The organism is Candidatus Devosia phytovorans (genome assembly GCA_029202405.1).
Taxonomy (GTDB): domain Bacteria; phylum Pseudomonadota; class Alphaproteobacteria; order Rhizobiales; family Devosiaceae; genus Devosia; species Devosia phytovorans.
On record CP119312.1, the window covers coordinates 496567 to 519537 of the forward strand.

General features: G+C 62.5%; 25 protein-coding genes. 14 read left to right on the forward strand and 11 right to left on the reverse strand.

Annotated elements, in window-relative coordinates; genetic code table 11:
* The first annotated feature begins 52 nt into the window (after positions 1-52).
* The 4 genes from P0Y65_02385 (at position 53) to P0Y65_02400 (ending at position 3677) form a co-directional block, all read left to right on the forward strand.
* On the forward strand, positions 53-1096 hold the full coding sequence (locus P0Y65_02385; GenBank protein WEK05122.1) for a Gfo/Idh/MocA family oxidoreductase: 1044 nt from the start codon (positions 53-55) through the stop codon (positions 1094-1096).
* Between the two features lie 158 nt (positions 1097-1254).
* Positions 1255-1563, forward strand: coding sequence for a hypothetical protein (locus P0Y65_02390; GenBank protein ID WEK05123.1), 309 nt, complete (start codon positions 1255-1257; stop codon positions 1561-1563).
* Between the two features lie 39 nt (positions 1564-1602).
* Positions 1603-2958 (forward strand): tetratricopeptide repeat protein, encoded by a 1356-nt coding sequence (locus tag P0Y65_02395; GenBank protein ID WEK05124.1) that lies wholly within the window; start codon positions 1603-1605, stop codon positions 2956-2958.
* 68 nt (positions 2959-3026) lie between these two features.
* Positions 3027-3677 (forward strand): glutathione S-transferase family protein, encoded by a 651-nt coding sequence (locus P0Y65_02400; protein ID WEK05125.1) that lies wholly within the window; start codon positions 3027-3029, stop codon positions 3675-3677.
* Here the strand turns inward: P0Y65_02400 and P0Y65_02405 are convergent, their stop codons facing one another.
* Together P0Y65_02405 and P0Y65_02410 are read right to left on the reverse strand one after the other, a co-directional pair.
* Positions 3678-4991, reverse strand: coding sequence for an MFS transporter (locus P0Y65_02405; GenBank protein ID WEK05126.1), 1314 nt, complete (start codon positions 4989-4991; stop codon positions 3678-3680).
* 142 nt (positions 4992-5133) lie between these two features.
* Positions 5134-5922, reverse strand: a complete 789-nt coding sequence (locus P0Y65_02410; GenBank protein WEK05127.1) for an SDR family oxidoreductase — start codon at positions 5920-5922, stop codon at positions 5134-5136.
* A 96-nt stretch (positions 5923-6018) separates the two neighbouring features.
* Between P0Y65_02410 and P0Y65_02415 the strand changes: the two genes are divergently transcribed.
* Both P0Y65_02415 and P0Y65_02420 read left to right on the forward strand, forming a co-directional pair.
* Complete coding sequence (locus P0Y65_02415; GenBank protein WEK05128.1) at positions 6019-6528, forward strand: MarR family winged helix-turn-helix transcriptional regulator; 510 nt, start codon at positions 6019-6021, stop codon at positions 6526-6528.
* A gap of 66 nt (positions 6529-6594) precedes the next feature.
* Positions 6595-6849, forward strand: coding sequence for a GlsB/YeaQ/YmgE family stress response membrane protein (locus P0Y65_02420; GenBank protein WEK05129.1), 255 nt, complete (start codon positions 6595-6597; stop codon positions 6847-6849).
* A 64-nt stretch (positions 6850-6913) separates the two neighbouring features.
* Here P0Y65_02420 and P0Y65_02425 read toward each other — a convergent pair whose 3' ends face one another.
* On the reverse strand, positions 6914-8518 hold the full coding sequence (locus P0Y65_02425; protein ID WEK05130.1) for a bifunctional metallophosphatase/5'-nucleotidase: 1605 nt from the start codon (positions 8516-8518) through the stop codon (positions 6914-6916).
* A 276-nt stretch (positions 8519-8794) separates the two neighbouring features.
* On the opposite strand from P0Y65_02425, the gene P0Y65_02430 reads away from it, so the two are divergent.
* The 6 genes from P0Y65_02430 (at position 8795) to P0Y65_02455 (ending at position 14525) form a co-directional block, all read left to right on the forward strand.
* The gene (locus P0Y65_02430; protein ID WEK05131.1) at positions 8795-9253 is read left to right on the forward strand and encodes a GtrA family protein; all 459 of its coding nucleotides are present in this window, start codon (positions 8795-8797) and stop codon (positions 9251-9253) included.
* 65 nt (positions 9254-9318) lie between these two features.
* Positions 9319-9966: a ThuA domain-containing protein gene (locus P0Y65_02435; protein WEK05132.1), complete on the forward strand. Its 648-nt coding sequence runs from the start codon at positions 9319-9321 to the stop codon at positions 9964-9966.
* 78 nt (positions 9967-10044) lie between these two features.
* Positions 10045-10893 (forward strand): cytochrome b/b6 domain-containing protein, encoded by an 849-nt coding sequence (locus P0Y65_02440; GenBank protein ID WEK05133.1) that lies wholly within the window; start codon positions 10045-10047, stop codon positions 10891-10893.
* Entirely contained in the window at positions 10890-11678 is a 789-nt protein-coding gene (locus P0Y65_02445) for a molybdopterin-dependent oxidoreductase (GenBank protein ID WEK05134.1), read from the forward strand. The genes P0Y65_02440 and P0Y65_02445 overlap by 4 nt, the downstream gene beginning before the upstream one ends.
* Before the next feature lie 355 nt (positions 11679-12033).
* Complete coding sequence (locus P0Y65_02450) at positions 12034-13563, forward strand: DEAD/DEAH box helicase (GenBank protein WEK05135.1); 1530 nt, start codon at positions 12034-12036, stop codon at positions 13561-13563.
* Between the two features lie 68 nt (positions 13564-13631).
* Positions 13632-14525: a 2-dehydropantoate 2-reductase gene (locus P0Y65_02455; GenBank protein WEK05136.1), complete on the forward strand. Its 894-nt coding sequence runs from the start codon at positions 13632-13634 to the stop codon at positions 14523-14525.
* Here P0Y65_02455 and P0Y65_02460 read toward each other — a convergent pair.
* From P0Y65_02460 to P0Y65_02490, 7 genes are all read right to left on the reverse strand, one after another.
* On the reverse strand, positions 14522-15388 hold the full coding sequence (locus P0Y65_02460) for an intradiol ring-cleavage dioxygenase (GenBank protein ID WEK05137.1): 867 nt from the start codon (positions 15386-15388) through the stop codon (positions 14522-14524). The two genes, P0Y65_02455 and P0Y65_02460, sit on opposite strands and share 4 nt — an antisense overlap.
* A gap of 100 nt (positions 15389-15488) precedes the next feature.
* A complete protein-coding gene (locus P0Y65_02465) occupies positions 15489-16904 on the reverse strand; it encodes a trehalose-6-phosphate synthase (GenBank protein WEK05138.1) in 1416 nt (471 codons plus the stop codon).
* A 22-nt stretch (positions 16905-16926) separates the two neighbouring features.
* Positions 16927-17700 (reverse strand): trehalose-phosphatase, encoded by a 774-nt coding sequence (otsB, locus tag P0Y65_02470; GenBank protein WEK05139.1) that lies wholly within the window; start codon positions 17698-17700, stop codon positions 16927-16929.
* Between the two features lie 297 nt (positions 17701-17997).
* Positions 17998-18621 carry a nucleoside deaminase gene (locus tag P0Y65_02475; protein ID WEK05140.1) on the reverse strand — a complete coding sequence of 208 codons (624 nt, stop codon included), beginning with the start codon at positions 18619-18621 and terminating at the stop codon, positions 17998-18000.
* A gap of 3 nt (positions 18622-18624) precedes the next feature.
* The gene (locus P0Y65_02480) at positions 18625-19113 is read right to left on the reverse strand and encodes an ureidoglycolate lyase (protein WEK05141.1); all 489 of its coding nucleotides are present in this window, start codon (positions 19111-19113) and stop codon (positions 18625-18627) included.
* Between the two features lie 2 nt (positions 19114-19115).
* Positions 19116-19934 carry a bifunctional allantoicase/(S)-ureidoglycine aminohydrolase gene (locus tag P0Y65_02485; protein ID WEK05142.1) on the reverse strand — a complete coding sequence of 273 codons (819 nt, stop codon included), beginning with the start codon at positions 19932-19934 and terminating at the stop codon, positions 19116-19118.
* Positions 19935-19994: 60 nt separating this feature from the next.
* Positions 19995-20330 carry a metalloregulator ArsR/SmtB family transcription factor gene (locus P0Y65_02490; protein WEK05143.1) on the reverse strand — a complete coding sequence of 112 codons (336 nt, stop codon included), beginning with the start codon at positions 20328-20330 and terminating at the stop codon, positions 19995-19997.
* 50 nt (positions 20331-20380) lie between these two features.
* Here P0Y65_02490 and P0Y65_02495 point away from each other — a divergent pair, with 50 nt between their 5' ends.
* A complete protein-coding gene (locus tag P0Y65_02495; GenBank protein WEK05144.1) occupies positions 20381-20839 on the forward strand; it encodes an SRPBCC family protein in 459 nt (152 codons plus the stop codon).
* Positions 20840-21045: 206 nt separating this feature from the next.
* Here the strand turns inward: P0Y65_02495 and puuE are convergent, their stop codons facing one another.
* The gene (puuE, locus tag P0Y65_02500; protein WEK05145.1) at positions 21046-22461 is read right to left on the reverse strand and encodes an allantoinase PuuE; all 1416 of its coding nucleotides are present in this window, start codon (positions 22459-22461) and stop codon (positions 21046-21048) included.
* A 151-nt stretch (positions 22462-22612) separates the two neighbouring features.
* On the opposite strand from puuE, the gene uraH reads away from it, so the two are divergent.
* Positions 22613-22969 carry a hydroxyisourate hydrolase gene (gene uraH / locus P0Y65_02505; GenBank protein ID WEK05146.1) on the forward strand — a complete coding sequence of 119 codons (357 nt, stop codon included), beginning with the start codon at positions 22613-22615 and terminating at the stop codon, positions 22967-22969.
* Positions 22970-22971: the final 2 nt, after the last annotated feature.

Sequence of the window (22971 nt, forward strand, 5' to 3'; positions counted from 1 at the left end):
CGAGAGCGGCCGACTTCCAGACAACGGGCAGGGGCCCCAGGGAATAGAACACATGCGTATCCTCATTCTGGGTACCGGCGGCATGGCCAATACTCATGCCAAGAATTTTGCTGCCATCGACGGCGTGACGCTGGTGGGCGGCGTGGACGTCGATCCGGCGCGCGTCGATGCCTTTTGCACGGCGCATAATATGGAGCACCGCTTCGGCTCGCTCGATGCGGCGCTGGCCTGGGGCGAGTTCGACGCCATTGCCAATGTGACGCCGGATAGCGTGCACCACGCAACCACGATCGCCGCGCTCAAGGCCGGCAAGCATGTGTTCTGTGAAAAGCCGCTGGCGACCGACCATGCCAAGGCGATGGAAATGACCGAGACAGCGGAAGCGGCTGGCCTCGTCAACATGGTCAACCTCACCTATCGCAATGTCAGCCAGCTGCAGAAGATGCGCGAGCTGGTGCAGTCGGGCGCCGTGGGCAAGGTCAAGCATTTCGAGGCGAGCTATCTGCAGAGCTGGCTGGTGAGCAAGGCCTGGGGCGACTGGCGTACCGAAAGCCAGTGGCTGTGGCGCCTGTCCAAGAAGCACGGCTCCAATGGCGTGCTGGGCGATATCGGCGTGCATATCCTCGACTTTGCCGCCTATGGCGCGGGCAGCGATTTCTCGAAGGTGTTCTGCCGGCTCGAGACGTTCGAAAAGGCCGAGAACAACCAGATCGGCGAATATGACCTCGACGCCAATGACAGCTTCGCCATGACGGCGCAGCTGGAAAATGGCGCGCTGGGCGTGATCCATGCGACGCGCTGGGCGACCGGCCATTTCAACGAATTGCGCCTGCGCGTCTATGGCGAGTTGGGCTCGATCGAGGTGCAGCATCGCCATGACTGGAGCAAGCTGCTGACTTGCCTCGGCCCGGATGCCGAGACGGGCACATGGACGGAGGTCGAAGTCGAGACCGTGCCGACCAATTACATGCGCTTCGTCGATGCGGTGCGCTCGGGGAAGAATCTCGAACCCAGCTTCCGTCACGCCACCAATATCCAGAAGGTGCTGGACCTGGCGACGATGACGGACCGGGACCGGACGGAACATACGGTCTAGTCGGTTTCGGCAGGATATGAGGCCCACCGTACGGCATGTACGGTGGTCCTTTTTCCTGCGGAGTTATCGCTGAAGGACCGGCGCGGACGTCGGTCCTGAATTAACCAGAAGTCACGCGCTTCGTTGATTGTGAAGCAGCTCCGTAAGTATTGTTGTTCATGAAACAGCAATCGATATATTTTTATTCTGATTTTATCAAAGGCGGACTTTCCGCTGCGTTTATGTTGCTTGTAGTTGTCGGATTTTCTGGCGTTGCAGCGGCGGCGACACTGCCAAATGATTTGGCCATCTGTCAGAGCGCCCTGACTGACGAGCACCTGCCGCAGTCAACGCTTGCGCCAACGCGGATCAGCCTGATTCAAAAGCGGATGAGCGCGTGGAATGGCGGTGCTCTGTTGGTCGGCCAGCACGCGGCCATTGCCGCTACCGAGATCGAAGCGTCTGCGGTCTGCCCTGCCAAAGGCTAGCCAGCATGCTGGTGTGAGTTGAACGTGTCCGGGGGAAAGATGCGTAACCTGATCCTTGCCTTGAGCCTTCTGATGACAGCGCCGACGGTCAGTCTGGCGGCAGAGCGTTCTGCCGAGCAAGACTGCGCGGACCTTGCAGCCTATATCTGGGAGCCGGGGTTTCGCGAGACGGGTGTTGCCTGGGACAAGATTGACGTCGCAGCCGCGATGCCGGTCTGCGTCACCGCCCATGCGAACGCGCCTGAGCATGCGCCGACGCAGTATCGCCTAGGACGGATTTATCTGCAGCAAGATGATTTCGAGCGGGCGCTACCGCTGCTGCTGGAGTCTGCCGAAGCCGGTTATGCGCCGGCGCAGACCGCCTATGGTACGCTGTTCATGGATGGGAAACAGACCGCGGACTATCCGCTGGCCTTTCACTGGCTAAGCGCGGCGGCGGCGCAGAACAATCCGGTCGCCAAGGCCAATCTTGGCATCCTCTATTATCACGGGCAAGGGGTGGCTGCCGATACTGAGGTCTACATCAGGCTGCAGGTCGAGGCGGCGCAGGCTGGCGCCGATTTTGCCCAGTATCATGTGGGCGATCTGTTCGAGATTGGCTTCGGCGTTGAGCAAGACATGCTGCGAGCAGAGGCCTGGTATCGGCTGGCGGCAGCGCAAGGCCATATGCTGGCGCAGCGGCGACTTGGCAAGATGCTGGGGCGGCGCGATCGCGCCGTCGAGGAGCACACGGAGGCGATCGGTCTGTTAACGGCCGCGGCAGAACAGGGTGATGGCTCGGCGGCGACGCACTTGGGCTGGATGCTGGCGGAGGGTATCGGAACCGATAGTAATCTTGCCTTGGCGCGCGAGCGCTACGATCAGGGCCTTCGCCTCGGTGACTTCGGGGCAGCCCGGTTCCTTGGCCATCTCTATGAATACGGCAAGGGCGTTGAGGTAGATCACCGCATCGCCCTGGCCAACTACCTGCTGGCTGCCTGGGCCGGCGACATGGATGCGCAGTACAAGGTCGGCGTCTATATCAGTGCCGGCCGGGGCGGTATCCTGCGGGACCGTGCAGCGGGCCTGCAATGGTATCTGCGGGCAGCGCAACAGGGACATGTCGAAGCGCAGATGGGCGCGGCTCAGGCCTATACGATCCGCTTTCACGATCAGCCGGCGCCGCTCTATGATGCCGAGCAGGGCCACTACTGGTATGTGGTAGCGGCCGCCAATGGAAACCTCAAGGCGGCGTTGCAGGCTGCGCTCATCTATGCCGGCAAGCGGGATTTCGCCACGGCCAATGCCTATGTCGTCCATGTCATGGAGAGTGGCGACGCAGAGATGGTCGAAGAGGCCATGCACACGATCGATGCGATCAACATGGTAAGATACGGCACCAAGATGCCGGTTTAGCCTCGCCTGTCGAAATGCGCCCTAGCGGATCGTCGTGGGATCAGTGACGGCAATTGGAGGAGATTTTCATGACACCGACCATAACGGCCTTTGCGACCTCGCCCGACAGAGGCAAGGGGCTGGCGCGGGATATGCGGGTGCGCTGGGCGCTGGAGGAGGTGGGGCTGGACTATGAGGTGCAGCTGGTCAGCTTTGCCGAGATGAAGCAGCCAGCGCATGTGGCGCGGCATCCGTTTGGGCAGATCCCGACTTACGAGGAGGGTGAGCTGGTGCTGTTCGAGTCGGGTGGCATCGTGTTTTACCTTGCCGACAATCACCCGGGGCTTTTTCCAGCTGATGCCAATGCGCGGGCGCGGGTGGTGACCTGGATGTTTTCGGCGGTCAATACAATGGAGCCGCCAATCCTCGAGCGCGAGCAGGCGATGCTCGTCGAGCGGGACAAATCGTGGTTTGCCGAACGGAACGTTATGCTGGAAGAGCGCATCCGCAATCGGCTCAGGGCGCTGTCGGCGCGGTTGGGGGAGAGGGACTGGCTGGAGGGCGAGTTCAGCGCGGCCGATGTGATGATGGTGCTGGTGCTGCGCCGGCTGGGGAGTTCGGGGATATTGCCGGAATATCCAAATCTCGCCGCCTATGTGCAGCGGGGCGAGGCGCGGCCGGCCTATCAGCGGGCCTTTGCCGACCAGCTGGCGGTATTCACGGCGGTTTCGGCCGGCTGATCAGTCGAGCACGGCGCGGCGGGTTTCGGCATCGACCCTTGTGGCGGCCAGGGCGCCGAGCAGCAGCAGGCCGGCAAACAGCGCGATGGCCAGCGAGAAGTTCTGCACAAAGATCAGGGCCATGACGGAGGGTGCCAGAAGTCCGCCCAGCCGCGCGACGGCGCCCGCGGCGCCCATGCCGGTGGCGCGGGAGACGGTGGGGTAGAGCTCGGGAGTGAAGGCATAGAGCGCGCCCCAGGTGCCGAGCAGGGCGAAGCTCATCAGGAGGATGGACGTGCCGATCAGCCAGCCGTCACCGGCGACGAGGAAGAGTGCGCAGCCGGCGGCGCTGAGCAGCAGGAAGCCGATCAGCGTCGGCTTGCGGCCAATGGCCTCGACACCCCAGGCGGCAAGGGCATAGCCGGGCAATTGGGCAATGGCGACTAGCACGAGGAAGCCGAAACCGCGGACATAGCCGAAGCCGTCCTGAGCCAGGCGGGCGGGCAGCCAGGTGAAAATGCCGTAGTAGGAGACTGACACAAGGAACCAGACCAGCAGGATGGAGAGGGTGCGGCGGCGCAGAGCGGGCGAGAAAATGCCCTGGCGTGCTTCGACTGGCGGCGTGGTGATGGTGGTGTCGGGCGGCAGCTCCGGCTTGCCATTGGTGCGCAGGATGGTGTTGAGCACCTTGAGCAGGTCGGCCTGGCGGTTCTGGCGCAAGAGGAAGAGTGGCGATTCCGGCACCCAGAGGCGCAACCAGATGCCGATCAGGGCGGGCAGGGCGGTGAAGGCGAGGATCCAGCGCCAGGCGTCGGTTACCGGCACATAGAGGCTGGCGAGCCAGGCGGCGAGGGCGATGGCGACGGTGCCGATGGCCCAGAAGCCTTCGAGGATGACGAGCCAGCGGCCGCGATTTTTGGCGGGCAGGAATTCGGCCATCATGGCGTAGTCGACAGGCAGGGTGCCACCAACGGCAATGCCGGTCAAAAGGCGCAGGCCGTAGAGCACCCAGAGATTGGGGGCAAAGACCGAGAGCAGGCCGAAAATGGCATCACAGGCGACGGTGATGAGCAGGACATTGCGGCGGCCAAAGCGATCGGCGAGACGACCAAAAAGGGCGGCGCCGATCAGCATGCCTAGGAAGAACAGCGTGCCGGTCTGCAAGGCCTGGGGCAGTTCTACATTGAAGCTCGCGGCGATCGAGGCGCTGGTGAAGCCGACGGCGAGGACCTGCATGGCATCGGCGGCCCAGACCAGGCCGAAGATGCCAAGGAGACGCCGCTGGAAGCGTCCAGCCCCAGCGGTGTCCAGAACCGTCTCGACGGTCACAGGCATGGCGACTCTCCTCGAAGGCGCAAATCCTGAGTGGTCTTGGCAGATATGCAGACAGGGGAACAGGGTGATTTTCGGTCTAGTGGCGTAAGGTGCTGTGTCTGCGGGAATAAAAGAGGGCCGCCCGATGAGGCGGCCCTGACCTTCAGGCCTGGGTATAGCGCTGGGCAGGACTGCCGTTCTGGGTGCCGCCCATCAATTGAGCGCGGGCCGCGTCGTAGCTGGTCCAGAGTTTTTCGTCATGCACGGAGGGCAGGGTGACCTGTTCGCCGCGATCCATGCCAGCCAGACCAGCATCGACTAGCTGTTCGGCCGTCATGAAAACGGACTGATCGAAATCGGCGATGAACATGCCGGCGGCTTCGTAGAATTCGGTGATGGTGCCGGCTGGCAGGACGGCTTGAACCAATACCCCGTCGTCCTTGACCTCTTCGGCGACGCCGCGGCTGAAGGTCAAGACGAAGGCCTTGGTGGCGCTGTAGAGCGTGCTCTGCGGCAAGGCATGGAAGGCGAGAACCGAGCCGACATTGACCACGGTGCCGGACTTGCGGGCGCGCATGCCGGGGAGGGCGGCGCGCGTCAGGCGCATCAGCGCGGTCACATTGAGCGCGAGGGTTGCGGCGGCATCGGCGTCGCTCATGTCGGCAGTGCTGGCGGCCGGGCCCATGCCGGCATTGTTGATCAGCAAGTCGATGCTCTGCTCGCGCAGCAGCTGTTCGATGCGGGCGATATCGGCGTCTGCGGTGAGGTCGGCGGTGACGGTCTCGACGGTGATCTTGCCGGTTTCGGCCAGTTCGGTGGCGAGTTCGGCCAGACGATCGGCGCGGCGGGCGACGAGGACGAGATTGTAGCCCCGGGCGGCAAGGCGCCTGGCATAGACGGCGCCGATGCCGGAAGAGGCTCCAGTGATGAGAGCGGTTTTGGACGAGGACATGTTCACTCCTTTAGTTGAGTGCTCAACTAATTGGGGTGGCCGTCCGCTCTTGTCAATGGTGATGTACTCAACTATTTTTTGGACAGGAGATCAAGCATGGCCAGGCCCGTACCGCCCGATGTCGACAGTGTTGAGCCGTATAGTCCGCTGAACTGCACGCATACGGCGATGCGGCAGGCCTCGCGGCAGCTGACGCAGGTCTATGACAATGCGATCGCGCCTGCCGGATTGACCTCGGCGCAGGCGATGCTGGTGACCCGTCTCGACGAGCTGGGTGGCGCGCCCGGCGGCACCGGTCCGTCGCTGCAGGCACTGGCCAAGCGGCTGTCGATCCAGATTTCCGCATTGACCCATGCCCTGCGCCCGCTGGTGCGGGACGGAGTGGTCGAGGTGCATCCCGACGCAAAGGATGGGCGCATCAAGCGGGCCGTGCTCACCGAACAGGGCATGAAGCAGACGCGGCAGATGTATGAGCTCTGGCAGGGGGTCAATGCGCGCGTGGACGATGTGCTCGGGTCGGGCAAGGGGGCGGAGCTGCGCGAGCTGGCAAAGAAGGTGGCCTCACCGGAATTTCTGAACGCCATGGGTCGTTCAGCGACGGATTAGCGCCGCAATTGCAACCGGATGCGCCTGTTCCGAATTATTCGCTCAGCAAACACGGAGCGTCAAAACATGGGTATCATCTGGGCCATCATCATTGGCTTTCTCGCAGGCGTCATCGCCAAGTGGATCACGCCGGGCGACAACAAGCCGAGCGGCTTCATTCTCACCACCGTGCTGGGCATTGTCGGCTCTGTGCTGGCGAGCTGGCTGGGCCAGCAGATTTTCGGTGGCGGACAGAGCGATGGTATCGGCTTCATCAGCGGCATTATTGGCGCGGTGATCATCCTGCTGATCTGGAACCAGCTGGCACGTCGCAGGGCCTGATCGTGATCCGAGAATGAAGAAGGGCGCCCATTGGGCGCCCTTCGTGTTTGGTGAGACTCAGGCCTTATTCGATGACGGTGATGCGGCCATCGAGGTAGGGCGTGTAGGTGCCACCCTGCTTGGCGATGTATTCGGCGAGGACCTGTTCCAGCGGCGGGCCGAAATCATAGGGATTGTCGCCTTCGGCAAAGACCGAGAAGCCATCGCCGCCACCACGATTGTAGTTGTTGGTGACGATCTTGTAGGTGGCTTCCTCGTCAATCGGAACCCAGGTGTCGCCTTCACCCTTGACCAGAACGTCGCTAACGCGTTCGCCAGCCGGCTTGGCGAGGGTGTAGGAATATTTGAGGCCGGCAACCTGGGCAAAGCGGCCAGCGCCGTTCTCGACATCGCTGACGCCGTTTTCGAGGGCTTCGATGACGTCGGCACCCGAAATCTCAACCGTGGCCAGGGTGTTGGAGAAAGGCAGGACGGTGAGCACGTCGCCAACGGTGATTTCGCCTGCGTCGATGGACGAGCGGATGCCGCCGCCGTTCTGGAAGGCAATGGTGGCGCCCTGGTCGGCAACGCGGTCGAGGATGGCGTCGGCCAGCAGGTTACCCAGGTTGCATTCCTCGACGCGGCAGATTTCGCGGGCGCCTTCGAGCTTTTCGGTGGTAGTGCCGATGACTTCGCTGGTCATTTCCGCAATCGGGCCGGCCAGTTCGGCCAGCTGGCCGGCAAAGTCCTCGTTGCCGGTGACCGAGGCATCGATCAGGAAGGGCTCGCCTTCGGCCTTGGTGACGACGCCGTTGTCGTCCCAAGTGATGGCGATGTCGCCCAGGTACTTGCCGTATTGATTGGCCTGCACCACCGGCACTTCAATGCCGTCCGGATTGGTGACCATGGTCGGATAGGGACCGGCAGCGCCTTCGGCGGTGTTGCTGAGCAGGGTGTGGCTGTGGCCACCGACGATGACGTCCACCAGAGGGAGGGCTGCGGCGACCTGCTGGTCGATCGTGTAGCCGATGTGGCTGAGCAGGATGATCTTGTTGATGCCAGCGGCATCGAGGGCTTCGGAAGCGCCGCGCACATATTCGATGACGTCGGAAAATTCGATGTCTTCGGTGGTGGCGATCTCGGGGGTGTCTTCAGTGGTGGCGCCGATGATGCCGATCTTTTCGCCGCCCACTTCGATGACGAAGGAGCCCTTGATCTTGCCGGCGAGATTGGGATCGCGGCTGACGTCGAAATTGCCGCCGATGATGGGGAATTCGGCGGCGTCGATGAATTTCATGAACTCTTCAGGGCCATCGTCGAATTCGTGGTTGCCGGTGGCGACCACGTCAAAGCCCATCTGGTTGAAGAAGTCCGAGACGACCTTGGATTTGTAGGTCGTGTAATAGAGCGAGCCCTGGAAATTGTCGCCGGCCGAGAGCAGCAGCGAGTTGCCGTCGGCATATTTGGCGCGGGTGTCGTCGATGATGGTCTTGAGGCGGGCAATGCCGCCGAAGCATTCACCAGCCGCATCGGTCTCGGCATCGCAATTGGAATCGCTGTCGGTGATCGGGTCGAAGCGGGAGTGGAAGTCGTTGATATGCAGGATGTTGAGCGTGAAATCGGCATGGGCTGCGCTTGAAAAACCGGCGCAGAGTGTGAGGGCGGTGGCGCCAAGCAGTAAGTGTTTCATCCCTGTATCCCTTGTTTGATTAGCGGCATTCCAGAGCGCGCGGCCGTCGTTCCGGCTGCGGCGACCGGCAGAGTTAATCAGCCTTTTATGACAGAGGAAAGCCAAAGGTTTCAGGCGGTTCGCTGTGTTCATGGGTGACATGCAGCTGTGGGGCTTCACCCGGCAGCAACCATGACGCAAAACAGTGCCGCCGCGGGGCGCGGATAATTTGTGGGAAAGGCTTTGGCGTTATAGCTGAACAGAGCCGATCCGAAGCGTGTGGGAATTGACGACCCTATGAGTGCTGCCCTGCAGAGCCTTATGCGTGATGCGCCTGCCGCCCGTATCGAACGATCCGTGTTCGCCGGTCTCTTCGCTTTCCTGCTGGTTGGCGGCAGTGGTGCCTTGGCCTTCGTGGTGCTGTCCACGATGGGCATCTCGCTCAACCCGGGGGTGGAGGCCTGGCAGGTCAATACGGTCTGCTATGCCCTCACCATCCTGCCGGTCTATTTGCTGCATCGTCGGTTCTCGTTCGATTCCGATGCGTCGCATTGGCAGGCGCTGCCGCGCTATGTGGCGGTGCAGGCCATGGCGCTGGTGCTGGCGGCGCTGTTTTCCTATGTCATCCATGGCATGCCGATGCCGACGATATTTGCCTCCATGCTGGTGATCGCGCTGACCTCGGGCGTCAATTTCATGGTGCTGCGCAGCTGGGCCTTTGCCCGGTCGCAGATGGCCGTCGCCATACCCGCCTAAGCGGGCTTTCAATACTGGGTCAGTCGGGTATTCTCCCCCGCGTTTGATTTGCGGGGGAGTTACGCATGAAAAGCGCCTTGATCGTTTATGGCGGCTGGTCTGGACACGAGCCGGAGGAATGCGCTGCCATCTATCGCCGCTGGCTGCATGAGGATGGGTACTCCGTCCGTGTGGCCACGGAAACCAGCGCTTTCGCCGATCCGTCCATCCATGACCTCAGCCTGATCATTCCGATCTTCACCATGAGCAAGATCGAAAAGGCCGAGGTCGAAAATCTCACCAAGGCGGTCGAGAATGGTGTGGGCCTGGCCGGTCATCACGGCGGCATGAGCGACGCCTTCCGCGACTCGGTGGACTATCAGTTCATGGTTGGCGGGCAGTGGGTGGCCCATCCGGGCAATATCATCGACTATACGGTCGATGTGGCCGATCCGCTCGATCCGATCATGGCGGGGATCAAGAGCTTCGCCTATCGCAGCGAGCAATATTACATGCATGTGGACCCATCCAACCATGTGCTGGCGACGACGACCTTTACCGGCGAGCACGCCTCCTGGATCGAGGGCGTCAAGATGCCGGTGGCGTGGAAGCGCCAGCATGGCAAGGGGCGGGTGTTCCACTCGACGCTAGGCCATCAGGCCAAGGAATTCGACGTGCTGGAAATGGCCACGATCATGCGCCGTGGCATGAACTGGGCAGCGCGCGAGGAATAGTCGGTCAATCTGATGTGATGGTGCACCTTTTGCTGCCGGGATAGCGTAGCTTCCGGCAGCAAGCGCCATGAGGACGAGATGAGCGAAGAGCAGGTGCTCCAGAAGACACGCGGTCCGCTGATCTATCGGCAGTCGATCTGGACGCGAGTGACGCATTGGATCTGGGCGATCTGCCTGTTCTTCCTGCTGCTGACCGGGTTGCAGATCTTCAACGCGCATCCGGCGCTTTACATCGGCCAGCAATCGGGCTTTGAATTCGAGAACGCGGTTCTCGAGATCGGTGCGGTCAATACCGATGCGGGGCCGCGCGGGCGTACGACGATCTTCGGCCAGACCTATGATACGACCGGCGTGCTGGGGATGAGCGGGCCAGCGGAGCGGCCGGTCTATACGGCCTTTCCGGGCGAAGTGACCATTCCCTCCTATCGCGACCTGGGCACAGGCCGGGTGGTGCATTTCTTCTTTGGCTGGATTTTCGTCGCCACCATGCTGGTGTGGTTTGTCGCCAGTTTCATCAATGGACATATAAGGCGCGATATCGTGCCAAAGGGGGCAGATCTGGCTGGGGTGCCGCGCGACGTCGCCGATCATGCGCGACTGCGCTTTCATCATGGACGCAGCTATGGGCCGCTGCAGAAGCTGAGCTATTTTGGCGTGTTCTTCATCCTCTTTCCGCTGATCGTTGCCACGGGGCTGACGATGAGCCCGGGGATGAATGCCCTGGCGCCGTGGATGCTCGATCTGTTCGGCGGTCGGCAGACGGCGCGCACGATCCACTTCGTGGTCATGCTGCTGCTGGTGACGTTCTTTGTCGTGCATGTGCTGATGGTGGTGGCGGCAGGGCCGATCAACGAGCTGCGCTCGATGATCACCGGCTGGTATCGCGCCAGCCCCGGAACGCCGGGCCAGCAGGGAGACAAGCCATGAGCCGCCTCATCACCCGACGCAATTTCCTGCGCAGTTCGGCAGTGGCCGGATCGGGGCTGATCCTTTCGGGCTGCAACCAGTTCGATTTCCTGGGCTCCAAGGACAATGCTGCGCGCCAGGTCATGGAACGCGCCAATGTGCTGACCTATCAGGCGCAGCGGGCGCTAATCGGCGACCAGACGCTGGCGCGGCAATATGCGGCCAGCGAAATCCGCCAGGGCATGAAGCCCAATGGTTCGGTGGAGCCGTCGACGCCCGAATATATCTTCCTCAAGATGCAGAACTTTGCCAGCTACAAGCTGACCATCAAGGGCATGGTGGAGCGCGAGGTGAGCTTCACGCTCGACCAGTTGCGCAACATGCCCGAGCAGAGCCAGATCACCCGGCATGATTGTGTGGAGGGCTGGAGCTGTATCGCCAAATGGACCGGCACCCAGCTCGGGCCGCTGCTCGACATGGCGGGCGTCAAGTCGACGGCGCGCTATTGCGTCTATCACTGCTACGACAATATCCAGAAGACGCTGTCGGGCGATATTCTGTACTATACCAGCTCGGACCTGGTGGACGCCTATCACCCCCAGACGCTGCTCAGCTACGGGCTCAACGACCAGGTGCTGCCGGTCAGCAATGGCGCGCCGATCCGCCTGCGGATCGAGCGGGCGCTGGGCTACAAGCAGCCGAAGTATCTGCATACGATCGAGCTGGTGGATGATCTTGCGCCCTTCGGCCGGGGCAAGGGCGGTTACTGGGAAGACACAGGCTACGACTGGTACGGCGGCATCTAGCGGCCGCTCTAGTGCAGATGCAAGTGGGCCATGCGTTGGTGAAATTCTGAAAAGCCTTGCCTTTTGGGACCTGTTGGCCCATATCAGCGCCATCGTCGCAGTCGGGCTATCGTCCCGGCCTCTCAATCCATACGCGACGGACTTCTCTTCTTATCCCCTGCGGTGAGCGGCGAAGTCAGCCCGGAAACCAGATTGGCCCTGCCAGTCCCGTCCGGGTTCGAGCCAGCACCCGCGCGATAGATCTCCCTTATCGCCCGATTGCATCTGTTGCCGGCGCAGTCGCGTCCGGCGTTCTGCGCGCTTGCATCGTCCTGCGCGCCTGCAAGCGCCTTTGGGCGCAGAAAGACGTGTTCACTTGAACGATTTCATTTCCCTTGGCCTGCCGAGCGTTCTCACCGATAGCCTGACGGCTGGTGGTTTTACCGCGCCGACCAAGATCCAGTCCCAGGCCATTCCAAAGCTGTTGGAAGGCAAGGACATGATGGGCATTGCCCAGACCGGTTCGGGCAAGACGGCAGCCTTCGGCCTGCCGATCCTGGCCGGTATCCTCGGCCTCACCGGCCGTCCGCGGCCGCTGACCACGCGTGCGCTGATCCTGGCGCCAACGCGTGAACTGGCCGTGCAGATCGAGGAGAACCTGCGCAAGTTCGCCGGCTCCAAGATGAAGCTCGATACCGTGCTGCTGCTGGGCGGCGTGTCGCGCTACCATCAGGTCAAGAAGCTGGAACGCGGCGTCGACGTCACCGTCGCAACGCCCGGCCGTCTCAAGGACCTGATGGACGACGGCAAGATCAAGCTCAACGAAACCCGCTGGTTCGTGCTCGATGAAGCCGACCGCATGCTCGACATGGGCTTCATCGCCCCGGTGCGTGCCATTGCCAAGGCCATCGGCATCAAGCGCCATACGATGATGTTCTCGGCCACCATGGCGCCCGAAGTCGCCGATCTCGCCAAGAGCCTGCTGCAGGATCCGGTGCGCGTCGATGCGTCGGTTGCCGGGTCGACCGTGGTCAAGATCGACCAGCGCGTCATCCTCTCCGGCTCCAAGGCCAAGCGCGGCGTGCTCAACGAGCTGCTGCTGAGCGAAACCGAGAAGATGGAACGCGTGATCATCTTCTCGCGCACCAAGCATGGTGCCGATCGCGTCGCCAAGAATCTCGAGATCGACGGTCACAAGGCTGCGGCCATCCATGGCAACAAGAGCCAGAATGCCCGCCAGGCGGCGCTCAAGGGCTTTGCCACGGGCGACGTGCGCATTCTCGTTGCCACCGATATCGCGGCGCGCGGCATCGACGTTCCGGGGATCACCCATGTGGTGAACTATGAGCTGCCCGACGATCCGGAAAACTATGTGCACCGTATCGGCCGTACCGGTCGTAACGGCGCTTCGGGGTCGGCAATCACGCTGTGTGATGGCACCGAGCGCGGCAAGCTGCGCGATGTGGAACGCCTGATCCGCCGCACGCTGCCCTATACCGGCGACCTGCACACCGGCAATGAGACCGGCGTCGTGGAAGCTCCGCGTTCGGCCTACAAGAAGCCCAACGGCGGCCGTCCTGGTCCGCGTTCGGCCAAGAACCCGCGCAAGGAACAGGGCGATCGTCGCTCGGTTGCCGAGCGTCGTCCCTTTGCCGAATTCGCACCGGAGGCAGGCGCCAAGAGCCGGCCGCATCACCAGCCGTCCGACACGCCGCGCGCGCGTCCTGAAGGTGGCCAGCCGAGCCGCGGCGTGCGTCGCGACATGGAAACCGGCAAGCCGATGGCGGCCAAGCCGGCTGGTGCCAAGCCCGCTGCCAGCAAGCAGCGCTGGGGCAAGACGCAGAAGGACGCCGTGCGTTCGGGCGGTCGCTCCAATGCCGATCGCCAGCGCGGCCGTTCGGCATAAGCCAGCGTCAAGCAAATCAGTTATGAAGAGGGCGGCCAGTGGCCGCCCTTTTTGTTTGGAGCTCTTGCATGACGATAGTCGCCATCATCGGACCGGGTGCCATTGGCGGGACGCTCGCAGCCGAACTGTCGCAGGATCCGGCTCTGACCGTTCTTGTCTGTGCACGGACGCCGTTCGAAGATATCCGTCTAGAAACAGCGGATGGTTTGATCACGGCCAATCCCGAGGTGATCACGGATCCCCTTTTGGCGAAGGTGGTGGATTGGGTGCTGGTCTGCACCAAGACCTATGATGCCGACGCGACAAAGCCCTGGCTCGATCGGCTGGTAGGACCGGGGACGCGGGTGGCGATCGTGCAGAATGGCGTCGAGCAGGTTCGGCTGTTCGAGCACCTTGTGCCGGCCGAAAGGCTTCTGCCGGTGATGATCAACCTGCCGGTGACGCGCACCGCGCCGGGACGGTTCGTGCAGCATCGCAAGGGCGTCATTGCCGTGCCGGCGGGGCAGAATGGCGCGGATTTCTGCGCGCTGTTTGCCAGGACGCATGTCGAGGCGGGGGCGCATGAAGATTTCGTCTCGCAGCTCTGGGTCAAGTTGACCGGCAACAGCCACACGATCGTGCCAACCCTGACGCTGGGGGCGACGGGACCGGCCTGGAGCGACGATCTCGAACGCATCGTCCGCGGCGTGGTGGAGGAATGCGCGGCGGTGGGCCGGGCCGAGGGCGCGACGATCCCGCAGTCGGTGATCGATAGTGCGGTCGCGGCGTCACGCAACATGCGTGCGGGCGCGGTATCTGGCTCGTTTCATGCCGACCGGCTGGCCGGCAACCGGATGGAAGTGGATGCGCGCAACGGCGTCATCGTGCGGCTGGGCGAAAAGCATGGCATTCCGACGCCGATGAACCGGGTGCTGGTCACCCTGCTCATGGCGTCGGGCACGCCGTGGATCGAGAGCCGCTAGAGGCCGGTGACCGGCGGGGTCATGGTGCTGCGATCGGCCATGCCGGTCGGGCCGCCAATGGGGCCGCCCTGACCGCCATCCGGGGGAGGTCCACCGGCTGGCGGTTCGCCACCGGGCGCGCCCATGGCGGAGCCGAGGCCCGACTGCGCATTGGGATCGACGCCGACGATCATGGCGACGAGATACTCTTCCTCCAGCTCCTTGATGAAGGCGAAGGCGGCGCGGGTCGACTGGGCAGCGATGCTGTCATTGGCATTGAGCGTGTCGCGGGTGGCGGTGCGGTCGTTGTAGGGCGCGACATTGAGATAGATATATTCGCTCAGGGCGTCAGGGAAAAAGATCTGGCCGGTGAGGATATTGCTCTCATCAAGGAAGATCTTGAAGTGCGCATGCGTGGTGCGGCCGCGATACCAGCTGGGGTAGATGGTTTCGAATTCGACGATGCCGTTGTCGTCGGCGAACTGGGTGCCGCGCATGAAGGTCTCGCCTGTCGTATCGACCGAGCGGTCATCGCCCTGGCCGGCATAGCCGGAATAGACGCCGGTGGCGTCGCAATGCCAGAGGTCGACCCGGGCGCCGGGCAGCGGGACGCAGGCGGCGTCGACCACCTGAAGCCGCACCCGCGTCGGAATGCCGGGGCGACCTTCGGTGATATCGACGCGCTCCATGGCGGGATCGAAATAATAGGGCCCTTCGGTGACTTCGGGGATGATGGCGCAGATATCGGCGCCCGACAGCAGGGCCGCGGTCTGCGTGACGCTGGCACCGACCTCCTGGGCGAAGGCCTGCTGGGTCATCAGCAATCCGCCTGACGCGGTGACAGCGACAGCCCTGAAGGCGTCGCGGCGGTTCATCCTGGTCATCTCATTCCCCTTACACATGGCTTGCTGCCAGTGTGATAACGCCCGGCGCGCGGAAAAGGGCGTTACAAGGGGGAGAGGTGGGTGACCATTTGGTAAGGCGTCAGGCGACCGAGGCGAGATAGAGGATGTCGCGGGTCGAGGAGCCATCCCTGGCGGTAGCGGGCGCCAGCCGGTCGAGGAAGCTCTTGCTCCAATTGTCGACGCTATGCTTTTGCGAAGCGGCCATCAGGGTTTGCCAGCGGCGCTTGCGCTCGTCGAGATCCATGTCGAGCGCCATGCGCAGCGCCTCGGCGGTCTCGTCGGTATCGAAGGGATTGACGAGGATGGCGTCCTCGAAGATTTCCGCCGCGCCGGCGAAGCGCGAGAGGATCAATACGCCCGGGTTTTCCGGGTTCTGCGCGCCGACATATTCGTGGGCGACAAGGTTCATGCCGTCGCGCAACGGCGTGACCAGGCCGACGCGGGCGAGGCGATAGAGACCGGCCAGGCTGGGCTGGCCATATGCGCGCTTTACATAGGTCAGCGGCGCCCAGTCGGGCTCGGCAAAGCGGCCCATGACGCGGCCGACCATGGCGTCGAGCGTGTCGCTGGTTTCCTGATATTCCTTGATCGTGTCGCGCGAGGGCGGCGCCACCTGCAACATATGGGTGAGGCGGCGGAAGCGGGAATTGTTGGCGAGAAGCTTTTCATAGGCTTCGACGCGCTGCGGCAGGCCCTTGGAATAATCGAGCCGATCGACGCCCAAGATCAACTGCTGCTCGCCCATGGCGCGTTCCATGCGCTTGATCATCTTGACCGCGGCGGGGCTGGTCGAGAGCTTGGCAAAGGCATCGGGGTCCGAGCCGATGGGGAAGGCGGCGACCTCGGTGCGGTTGAAGTCGACCGACTTGAGCGGCGAGCCGGAGAGCGTCGATGGTGCCTGATGCTCCGCGAATTCGGTGAAGGCTGCGACGTCGCGATTGGCCTGCATGCCGACCAGATCATAGCGCGAGAGGTCGCGCATCAATTCCTGATGGTGCGGGACGGCATAGAGCGCGTCGGTCGTGGGGAAGGGGATGTGCAGGTAAAAGCCGATGCGATTGCGCACGCCGAGGTTGCGCAATTCGCTGGCCAGCGGGATCAGATGATAGTCATGCACCCAGATGACGTCGTCGGGCTTGAGATGGGGCAGCAGCGCGCGGGCGAACTGGACGTTGACCCGACGATAGCCCTCGTACCAATGCGCTTCGATGGTTGCGAGATCGAGGCGCAGGTGAAAGCTGGGCCAGAGAATGGAATTGGAAAAGCCGGCGTAATAGGCGTGGTGATCTTCGCGGTTCAGGTCGATCTGGGCGACGGTCAGGCCGTCGATATCCTCGAAACGCGCGTCGGGCGAGGGTGTGTCGACCAGCTTGCCGGACCAGCCGAACCAGAAGCCTTCACGCTCAGCCAGCGTCTTGCGCAGGGCGACAGCAAGTCCACCCGCCGCCGGACCCTTGCCCGGCGTGCGGTTGGACACAACGATAATTCTACTCATAAACGCCCCCGCGTCGTTAGTTTCAATGTGTGGAGACGGCGTCGCGATCGCGAGCGACGATGTCTCCGAGGCCGCGGATTAGAGCGTGGACCGAGGCCACGTCGGGAATGCGCATGCGGGCGACGGTATCGCCATCGCCGAGCTTGATGCCGACGCCACCCAGATCCTGTGCGGCCAGGAAGGCGTCCTCGTCGGTGACGTCATCGCCGATAAAAATGGGCGTGCGACCGAGGAAGGGTTCTTCGCGCATGAAGGCACGCAGGGCTTCGCCCTTGTTGACACCTCGTGGCCGGGCTTCGAGCACCATCTTGCCGGGCACCAGCGCAAAATCGGGTACACCGGCAACGGCTTCTTCCATGGCATTACGGACAGCGTCTTCGAGCTCGGGCGCCTGGCGATAGTGCAGGGCCACCGCGCCTTCCTTGGTCTCGAGCACAAGGGATGGATTGGTTTCGACCAGCGGCTGGACGGCATGGGCGATTTCTTCGGCGCCGAGCACGGCGGCCGGGTCGACCGTTTCCACAAAACCATCGGCGCGGCGGCGCTGGGTGCCATGAGCGCCGGCGATGGGCAGGTGTAGCGGCGCGAGGAATTTATCGATGTCGGCGATCTCGCGGCCGGTGATCACGGCAAAGGCGCTGTCGAGTTCGCGCATGGCGCGTTCGAGCTGCTCTGGCAGGCTGCCGTCAACCTCGACCGCGTCCGGCGTGGCAGCCAGTTCGACAAGCGTGCCGTCGAAATCGGTGAAAATTGCCAGCTGGGGCACAGCGGCATGTGGAGACTGAATCTGGGACATTGCTGGGCCTTCCGGGATTGGGAGTCAGGTCAGCAACGTCTCAAAACGTGTTTGGTTCGCTGTCACATGGCTGGCATGCGGCGCGGGCTATTCTTAACGAAGTCTGAATGCAGCATTGGTCACGGGCCGCATTCGATGCCAAGAGAGAAAGCCGCCACCGTCCATGTCCGGATTGAACAGCATGTCCAAGCTCGCATCGGCCCTGATTCTCGCGCTGTTTGTCAGCCTGCTGACCTTTGCGGCGTCGTTTGCCGAGGTGCCTCGCAGCGAGTTTGCACCTGCGATCACCGAGGCCCGCTAGGCCAGCGGAATACCCCTGTTGCCCTTGTCGCTCTGATAGGCGTCCGACAGATCGGCATAGAGCGCATTGAGATCATCGAAGCGGGCGAGCAGGGTTTCCTTGTGACTCCGATCGAGCGCCGCGATCATCTGCGCCAGGTTATGGCTGGTCCAATACTGATTGCGCCGGTTGTAGAGCGGGCGATCCTCGGGGACGTAGTCGCGATCCGGATCGGGCACCGCATAAACGGATTTGAGGATCTGGATGTCATAGGGAATAGCGAAGCTGTCGCGGCTGTCCTGGTGGCTGAAGAGATAATAGAAATTGTCGAAGCCGGTCCAGGTGATGCCCGAGAGGCAGAGCGAGCAGGGTTCGTGGGTGGCGAGAAAGATGCAGTCTTTCGTCGCCGGGCGCTGATCTGCCGGAATTTCGAAGAAGCGCTTGATGGCATGCATTTCGCCGTGCCAGAGCGGGTTTTCGATCTCGTTATTGGTCTCGGCGACCAAGACCGACAGGTCCGCTTTGCGCAGGATGGCGGCGCCGAACAGCTTGTTGCCCCGCGCCACGCCCTGCCTGGTCACCGGGGCAATATCCTGTTCGATGACGTCGAGCAGGCGGGAGATCAGGTCAGCATTGTCCATGGGTCAGCCGTTGATGGTGATGGGCGTGGTGAAGTGATGTTCCTGCAGGTTATTGCCGTCGCCGCCGCGGTCGACGACGAGGAAATCGGACTCGGCTTCAAGCGGGGTCAGCACGCCATGCCAGGTGTTCATCGCGATATTGACGCCCTGGCCCGGTGAAGGACGGAAGGCGCGGAGTTTGGTCGGCGTGCCGTTGCCATCCTCGGCAACGATAACCAGCCAGGGATTGGCTGACAGCGGATAGAAGGCCTGGCTGCCCAGCGGATGGCGCTCCACCAGCGTCAAGGCCAGAGGCAAGGTATAGGGCTGGCCGCGAAACAGCGAGATCATCGGGCGGGCATTGTCGCCGCCCAGTTCGATTGTTGCCAGATCATGATAGCGCTCGGTCATGCCGGCATTGATCGGATAGTGATGCGCGCCGGCCATTTCCACGACCTGGCCAAAGGGCGCGAAAGCCTCGGCGGTGAGCGGTTCGATGGTGATCGTGTCCATGGTCAGAACGGCAGTTTCGCGTGGCGGTTGACGTCCTTGTAGAGCAGATAGCGGAAGCGCTCGGGACCGGCGTAGCAGGCCTGCGGGCAAAAGGCGCGCAGCCACATGAAGTCGCCCGCCTCTACTTCCACCCAGTCGCGATTGAGCCGGTAGACCGCCTTGCCTTCGAGCACGTAGAGGCCGTGCTCCATGACATGGGTTTCCTCGAAGGGAATGGTGGCGCCGGGCTCGAGGGTGACGATGTTGACATGCATGTCATGGCGCAGGTCTGTCGGATCAACGAAGCGCGTGGTGCCCCAGGTGCTGTTGGTGCCGGGCATCCAGATGATATTCTCATCTTGCTCGTTGGCGACGAAGGCCTCCGGCACTTTGATGCCATCCACAACCTCATAGCGCTTGCGCACCCAGTGGAAGCGGGTCGGCGCAGTACTCTTGTTGACCAGCGACCATTTGGTGCCTGGCGGCAGGAAGGCGTAGCCGCCGGTTTTTAGCAGATGGGTCTTGCCGTCCACGGTGAGGCTGGCCTGACCCTCGACCACAAAGAGCACGCCTTCGGCTTCCGGATTGGGCTCGGGCTGGGTGCTGCCGCCACCGGGCATGACTTCCACCACATATTGGCTGAAGGTCTCGGCAAAGCCGCTCAAGGGGCGGGCAATGATCCAGGCGCGGGTTTCACTCCAGTGCGGCAGGTAGGAGGTGACGATGTCGCGCATCACGCCGCGGGGCAGGAAGGCATAGGCCTCGGTAAAGACCGCGCGCTGGGTGTGCAGCGCCATCTGGGGCGGCAGGCCGGCGACGGGGGAGGCATAGGTGGTGGTCATGGATCGCGTCTCGTCAGGTTCGACGCACAGTAGAACCAAGATTGCACCAAGGCCAAGGCGCTACGTCAGCTTTTCCGTCTCGACCAGCCTGTTGAGCTTGCTCAGCATGGACACGGCATAGGTCGCATAGGGACCGATCCAGCGTTCGTGGATGGCGTGGATGGGCAGGGCGTCGAGGTGGTTCCAGCGCTCGCGGCCACGCTTTTCGGCGATGACCAGGCCAGCTTCTTCCAGGACCTTGAGATGCTGCATGACGGTGCAGCGATCGATCTCGGGCAGCAGGTCACAGAGCATGCCGGTGGTGCGCGGTTCGGCCTTCAGCAGATCGCAGATCTGGCGCCGCGTGCGGTGGCTCAGGGCCTTGAAGATCAGGTCGTTTTCGTCGTCGGTTGACATGTTATATTTTTATAACCTATCGTATCGTCAGTCAAGCGAGGAGCAGGACGATGACATATGAATTTACGGTCGGTGGGCGGATATCCAAGCCTGTGCACGAGGTCTTCGAGGCGGTGGCCGATCCCAAGCAGTTGAGCGGCTATTTCACCACGGGCGGCGCCAAGGGGCGGTTGGAGACCGGCGCGACAGTGACCTGGGATTTTCATGATTTTCCGGGCGCTTTCCCGGTGCATGTGGTTGAGGTCGAACAGGACAAGAAGATCGTGCTGCGCTGGGGCGCTGCGCCCGATGACGATCCGGCAGGCGCCTATGAAACCACCGTCACGATGAATTTCGAGCCGCTGGAGGACGGGCGCACGCGCGTCTCCATCCACGAGACAGGGTTCCGCGAGACTGCGGCCGGGCAGAAGGCATCCTATGGCAATTGCGAAGGCTGGACCGGCATGCTTTGCGCGATGAAGGTCTATCTCGAGCGCGGCTTCAATTTCCGCATCGGGTTCTACAAGTAGGGTTGGCGGCACGCCCTCGTGGTTCGAGGCTCGCAAGGGCTCGCACCTCACCATGAGGGCTACTGCTAGCTTGGTGCACCAGCAGCCCTCATGGTGAGGCGGGAGCGAAGCCATGAGGGCTACTGCTAGCTTGGTGCACCAGCAGCCCTCATGGTGAGGCGGGAGCGAAGCGACCCTCGAACCACGAGGGCGTGGCACAGTGTCTGCTACGGCAAAATCGCCTTGAGCCTGAGCAGGGCGATGCGTTCCACCTGCTTGCAGGCCGTCGCAAATTCCTCGTCGGGACTATTGGCGATGCGCTGCTCGAAGGCGGCCAGAATGCCCGCCTTGTCGTGGTCGCGCACGGCGATGATGAAGGGGAAGCCGAATTTTTCCACATAGGCGGCGTTGAGCGCGGTGAATTTTTCGCGCTCGGCGTCGGTCAGGTGGTCAAGTCCTGCCGAGGCCTGTTCGGCGGTGGATTCGGCCGTCAGGCGCTTGGCGGCAGCGAGCTTTCCGGCAAGGTCCGGGTGGGCGCGCAGCACGCCGAGGCGTTCCGCGTCGCTGGCCATGCGGAACTGGCTGCGCAGCGCGAAATGGAGGCCTATGGCCGTGTCACTGACCGGCGCCAATTCGCTCTCCCACGCCCGATCGGCAATCCAGGGGGAATGCTCGAAGATCGAGCCATAGCGGGCGACGAAGTCGGATTTTTCGAGTTGTGACGGGATAAACTGGGGTGCCTGGTAGGGGTGCTCTGTGGCCCAGTGCTCGGCAATGGCGAGGCGGGTGGGGATCCAGACCTTGTCGAAACCCTTGATATAGTCGACGAATTTCCTGAGGCCCTGGAAGCGGCCGGGCTGGCCGACGAGACGGCAATGCAGGCCCAGCGACATCATCTTGGGCGCGCCGGCCTGGCCCTCGGCATAGAGGACGTCGAATGTGTCCTTGAGGAACTGGAAATACTCCTCGCCATTGTCAAAGCCCGGCCCTGTGACGAAACGCATATCGTTGGTGGACAGCGAATAGGGGATGATGAGCTGCGGCGCACCCTTGTGCACGCGCCAATAGGGCAGGTCGTCGTCATAGGTGTCCGAGACATAGGCAAAGCCGCCGGCTTCGGAGACCAGATCGACCGTGTTGAGGGATGAGCGGCCGGTGTACCAGCCTTTCGGGCGCTCACCCGTCGCAATGGTGTGGAGGCGGATGGCCTCGGCGATCTGGGCGCGTTCTTCCTCGGGTGGCATGTCCTTGTGCTGCACCCATTTGAGGCCATGGCTGGCGATTTCCCAGCCGGCCTCCTGCATGGCCGCAAGCTGGGTCGGGGCGCGCATCAGCGCGGTGGCGACGCCATAAACGGTAACGGGCAGATTGTTCTCGGTGAACAGGCGATGCAGACGCCAGAAGCCGGCGCGGGCGCCATATTCATACATGCTCTCGACATTGGCATGGCGCTGACCGGGCCAGGGCACCGAACCCAGCACGTCGACCAAAAAGGCCTCGGAGGCGGCATCGCCATGCAGGATATTGTTCTCGCCGCCCTCTTCATAGTTCAGCACGAATTGCACCGCGACATGGGCGCCGCCAGGCCAGTTGGCATTGGGCGGGGTCTGGCCATAGCCATGCATGTCGCGGGGATATCGCATTGTGATCTGCTTTCTTTTCTCAGTCGCCATAATATGAAGCGCAACAGTGCCGGCAAGGTGCACAAAAATGGACCAGTTGGTAAAAAATGAGCATTGCGCGCGGCGTTTGATGCGCTAGTCTTCCAGCTGGGGAATTACGGAGCAGCAGACTATGGCCGGAGCAGGCCGACTTACGACGCATGTCCTGGACACGATGCATGGCACGCCGGCGCGCGGCATGCGGATAGAGTTGCACTACGTGCATGGCGATCACACGCATCACGTCACCGACAGCTATACCAACGCCGACGGGCGGGTGGACAACCCGCTGCTCGACGAGCAGCAGTTCGACAAGGGTGAGTTCGAGATTCGCTTCCATGTCGGGCAGTATTTCGAGCGGCTCGGCGTCGAGATCGAGACGCCTTTCCTCGATGTGGTGCCGGTGCGCTTCACCATTTCCGAAGACAAGCACTATCACGTGCCGCTGCTGGTCAGCCCGTTCAGCTATTCCACCTATCGGGGGAGCTGAGT

Excerpts from the sequence above, each read along its gene's own strand:
- P0Y65_02385 (WEK05122.1), top strand. The coding sequence starts at position 53 with ATGCGTATCCTCATTCTGGGTACCGGCGGCATGGCCAATACTCATGCC.
- P0Y65_02390 (WEK05123.1), top strand. The coding sequence starts at position 1,255 with ATGAAACAGCAATCGATATATTTTTATTCTGATTTTATCAAAGGCGGA.
- P0Y65_02395 (WEK05124.1), top strand. The coding sequence starts at position 1,603 with ATGCGTAACCTGATCCTTGCCTTGAGCCTTCTGATGACAGCGCCGACG.
- P0Y65_02400 (WEK05125.1), top strand. The coding sequence starts at position 3,027 with ATGACACCGACCATAACGGCCTTTGCGACCTCGCCCGACAGAGGCAAG.
- P0Y65_02405 (WEK05126.1), bottom strand. The coding sequence starts at position 4,991 with ATGCCTGTGACCGTCGAGACGGTTCTGGACACCGCTGGGGCTGGACGC.
- P0Y65_02410 (WEK05127.1), bottom strand. The coding sequence starts at position 5,922 with ATGTCCTCGTCCAAAACCGCTCTCATCACTGGAGCCTCTTCCGGCATC.
- P0Y65_02415 (WEK05128.1), top strand. The coding sequence starts at position 6,019 with ATGGCCAGGCCCGTACCGCCCGATGTCGACAGTGTTGAGCCGTATAGT.
- P0Y65_02420 (WEK05129.1), top strand. The coding sequence starts at position 6,595 with ATGGGTATCATCTGGGCCATCATCATTGGCTTTCTCGCAGGCGTCATC.
- P0Y65_02425 (WEK05130.1), bottom strand. The coding sequence starts at position 8,518 with ATGAAACACTTACTGCTTGGCGCCACCGCCCTCACACTCTGCGCCGGT.
- P0Y65_02430 (WEK05131.1), top strand. The coding sequence starts at position 8,795 with ATGAGTGCTGCCCTGCAGAGCCTTATGCGTGATGCGCCTGCCGCCCGT.
- P0Y65_02435 (WEK05132.1), top strand. The coding sequence starts at position 9,319 with ATGAAAAGCGCCTTGATCGTTTATGGCGGCTGGTCTGGACACGAGCCG.
- P0Y65_02440 (WEK05133.1), top strand. The coding sequence starts at position 10,045 with ATGAGCGAAGAGCAGGTGCTCCAGAAGACACGCGGTCCGCTGATCTAT.
- P0Y65_02445 (WEK05134.1), top strand. The coding sequence starts at position 10,890 with ATGAGCCGCCTCATCACCCGACGCAATTTCCTGCGCAGTTCGGCAGTG.
- P0Y65_02455 (WEK05136.1), top strand. The coding sequence starts at position 13,632 with ATGACGATAGTCGCCATCATCGGACCGGGTGCCATTGGCGGGACGCTC.
- P0Y65_02460 (WEK05137.1), bottom strand. The coding sequence starts at position 15,388 with ATGACCAGGATGAACCGCCGCGACGCCTTCAGGGCTGTCGCTGTCACC.
- P0Y65_02465 (WEK05138.1), bottom strand. The coding sequence starts at position 16,904 with ATGAGTAGAATTATCGTTGTGTCCAACCGCACGCCGGGCAAGGGTCCG.
- otsB (WEK05139.1), bottom strand. The coding sequence starts at position 17,700 with ATGTCCCAGATTCAGTCTCCACATGCCGCTGTGCCCCAGCTGGCAATT.
- P0Y65_02475 (WEK05140.1), bottom strand. The coding sequence starts at position 18,621 with ATGGACAATGCTGACCTGATCTCCCGCCTGCTCGACGTCATCGAACAG.
- P0Y65_02480 (WEK05141.1), bottom strand. The coding sequence starts at position 19,113 with ATGGACACGATCACCATCGAACCGCTCACCGCCGAGGCTTTCGCGCCC.
- P0Y65_02485 (WEK05142.1), bottom strand. The coding sequence starts at position 19,934 with ATGACCACCACCTATGCCTCCCCCGTCGCCGGCCTGCCGCCCCAGATG.
- P0Y65_02490 (WEK05143.1), bottom strand. The coding sequence starts at position 20,330 with ATGTCAACCGACGACGAAAACGACCTGATCTTCAAGGCCCTGAGCCAC.
- P0Y65_02495 (WEK05144.1), top strand. The coding sequence starts at position 20,381 with ATGACATATGAATTTACGGTCGGTGGGCGGATATCCAAGCCTGTGCAC.
- puuE (WEK05145.1), bottom strand. The coding sequence starts at position 22,461 with ATGCGATATCCCCGCGACATGCATGGCTATGGCCAGACCCCGCCCAAT.
- uraH (WEK05146.1), top strand. The coding sequence starts at position 22,613 with ATGGCCGGAGCAGGCCGACTTACGACGCATGTCCTGGACACGATGCAT.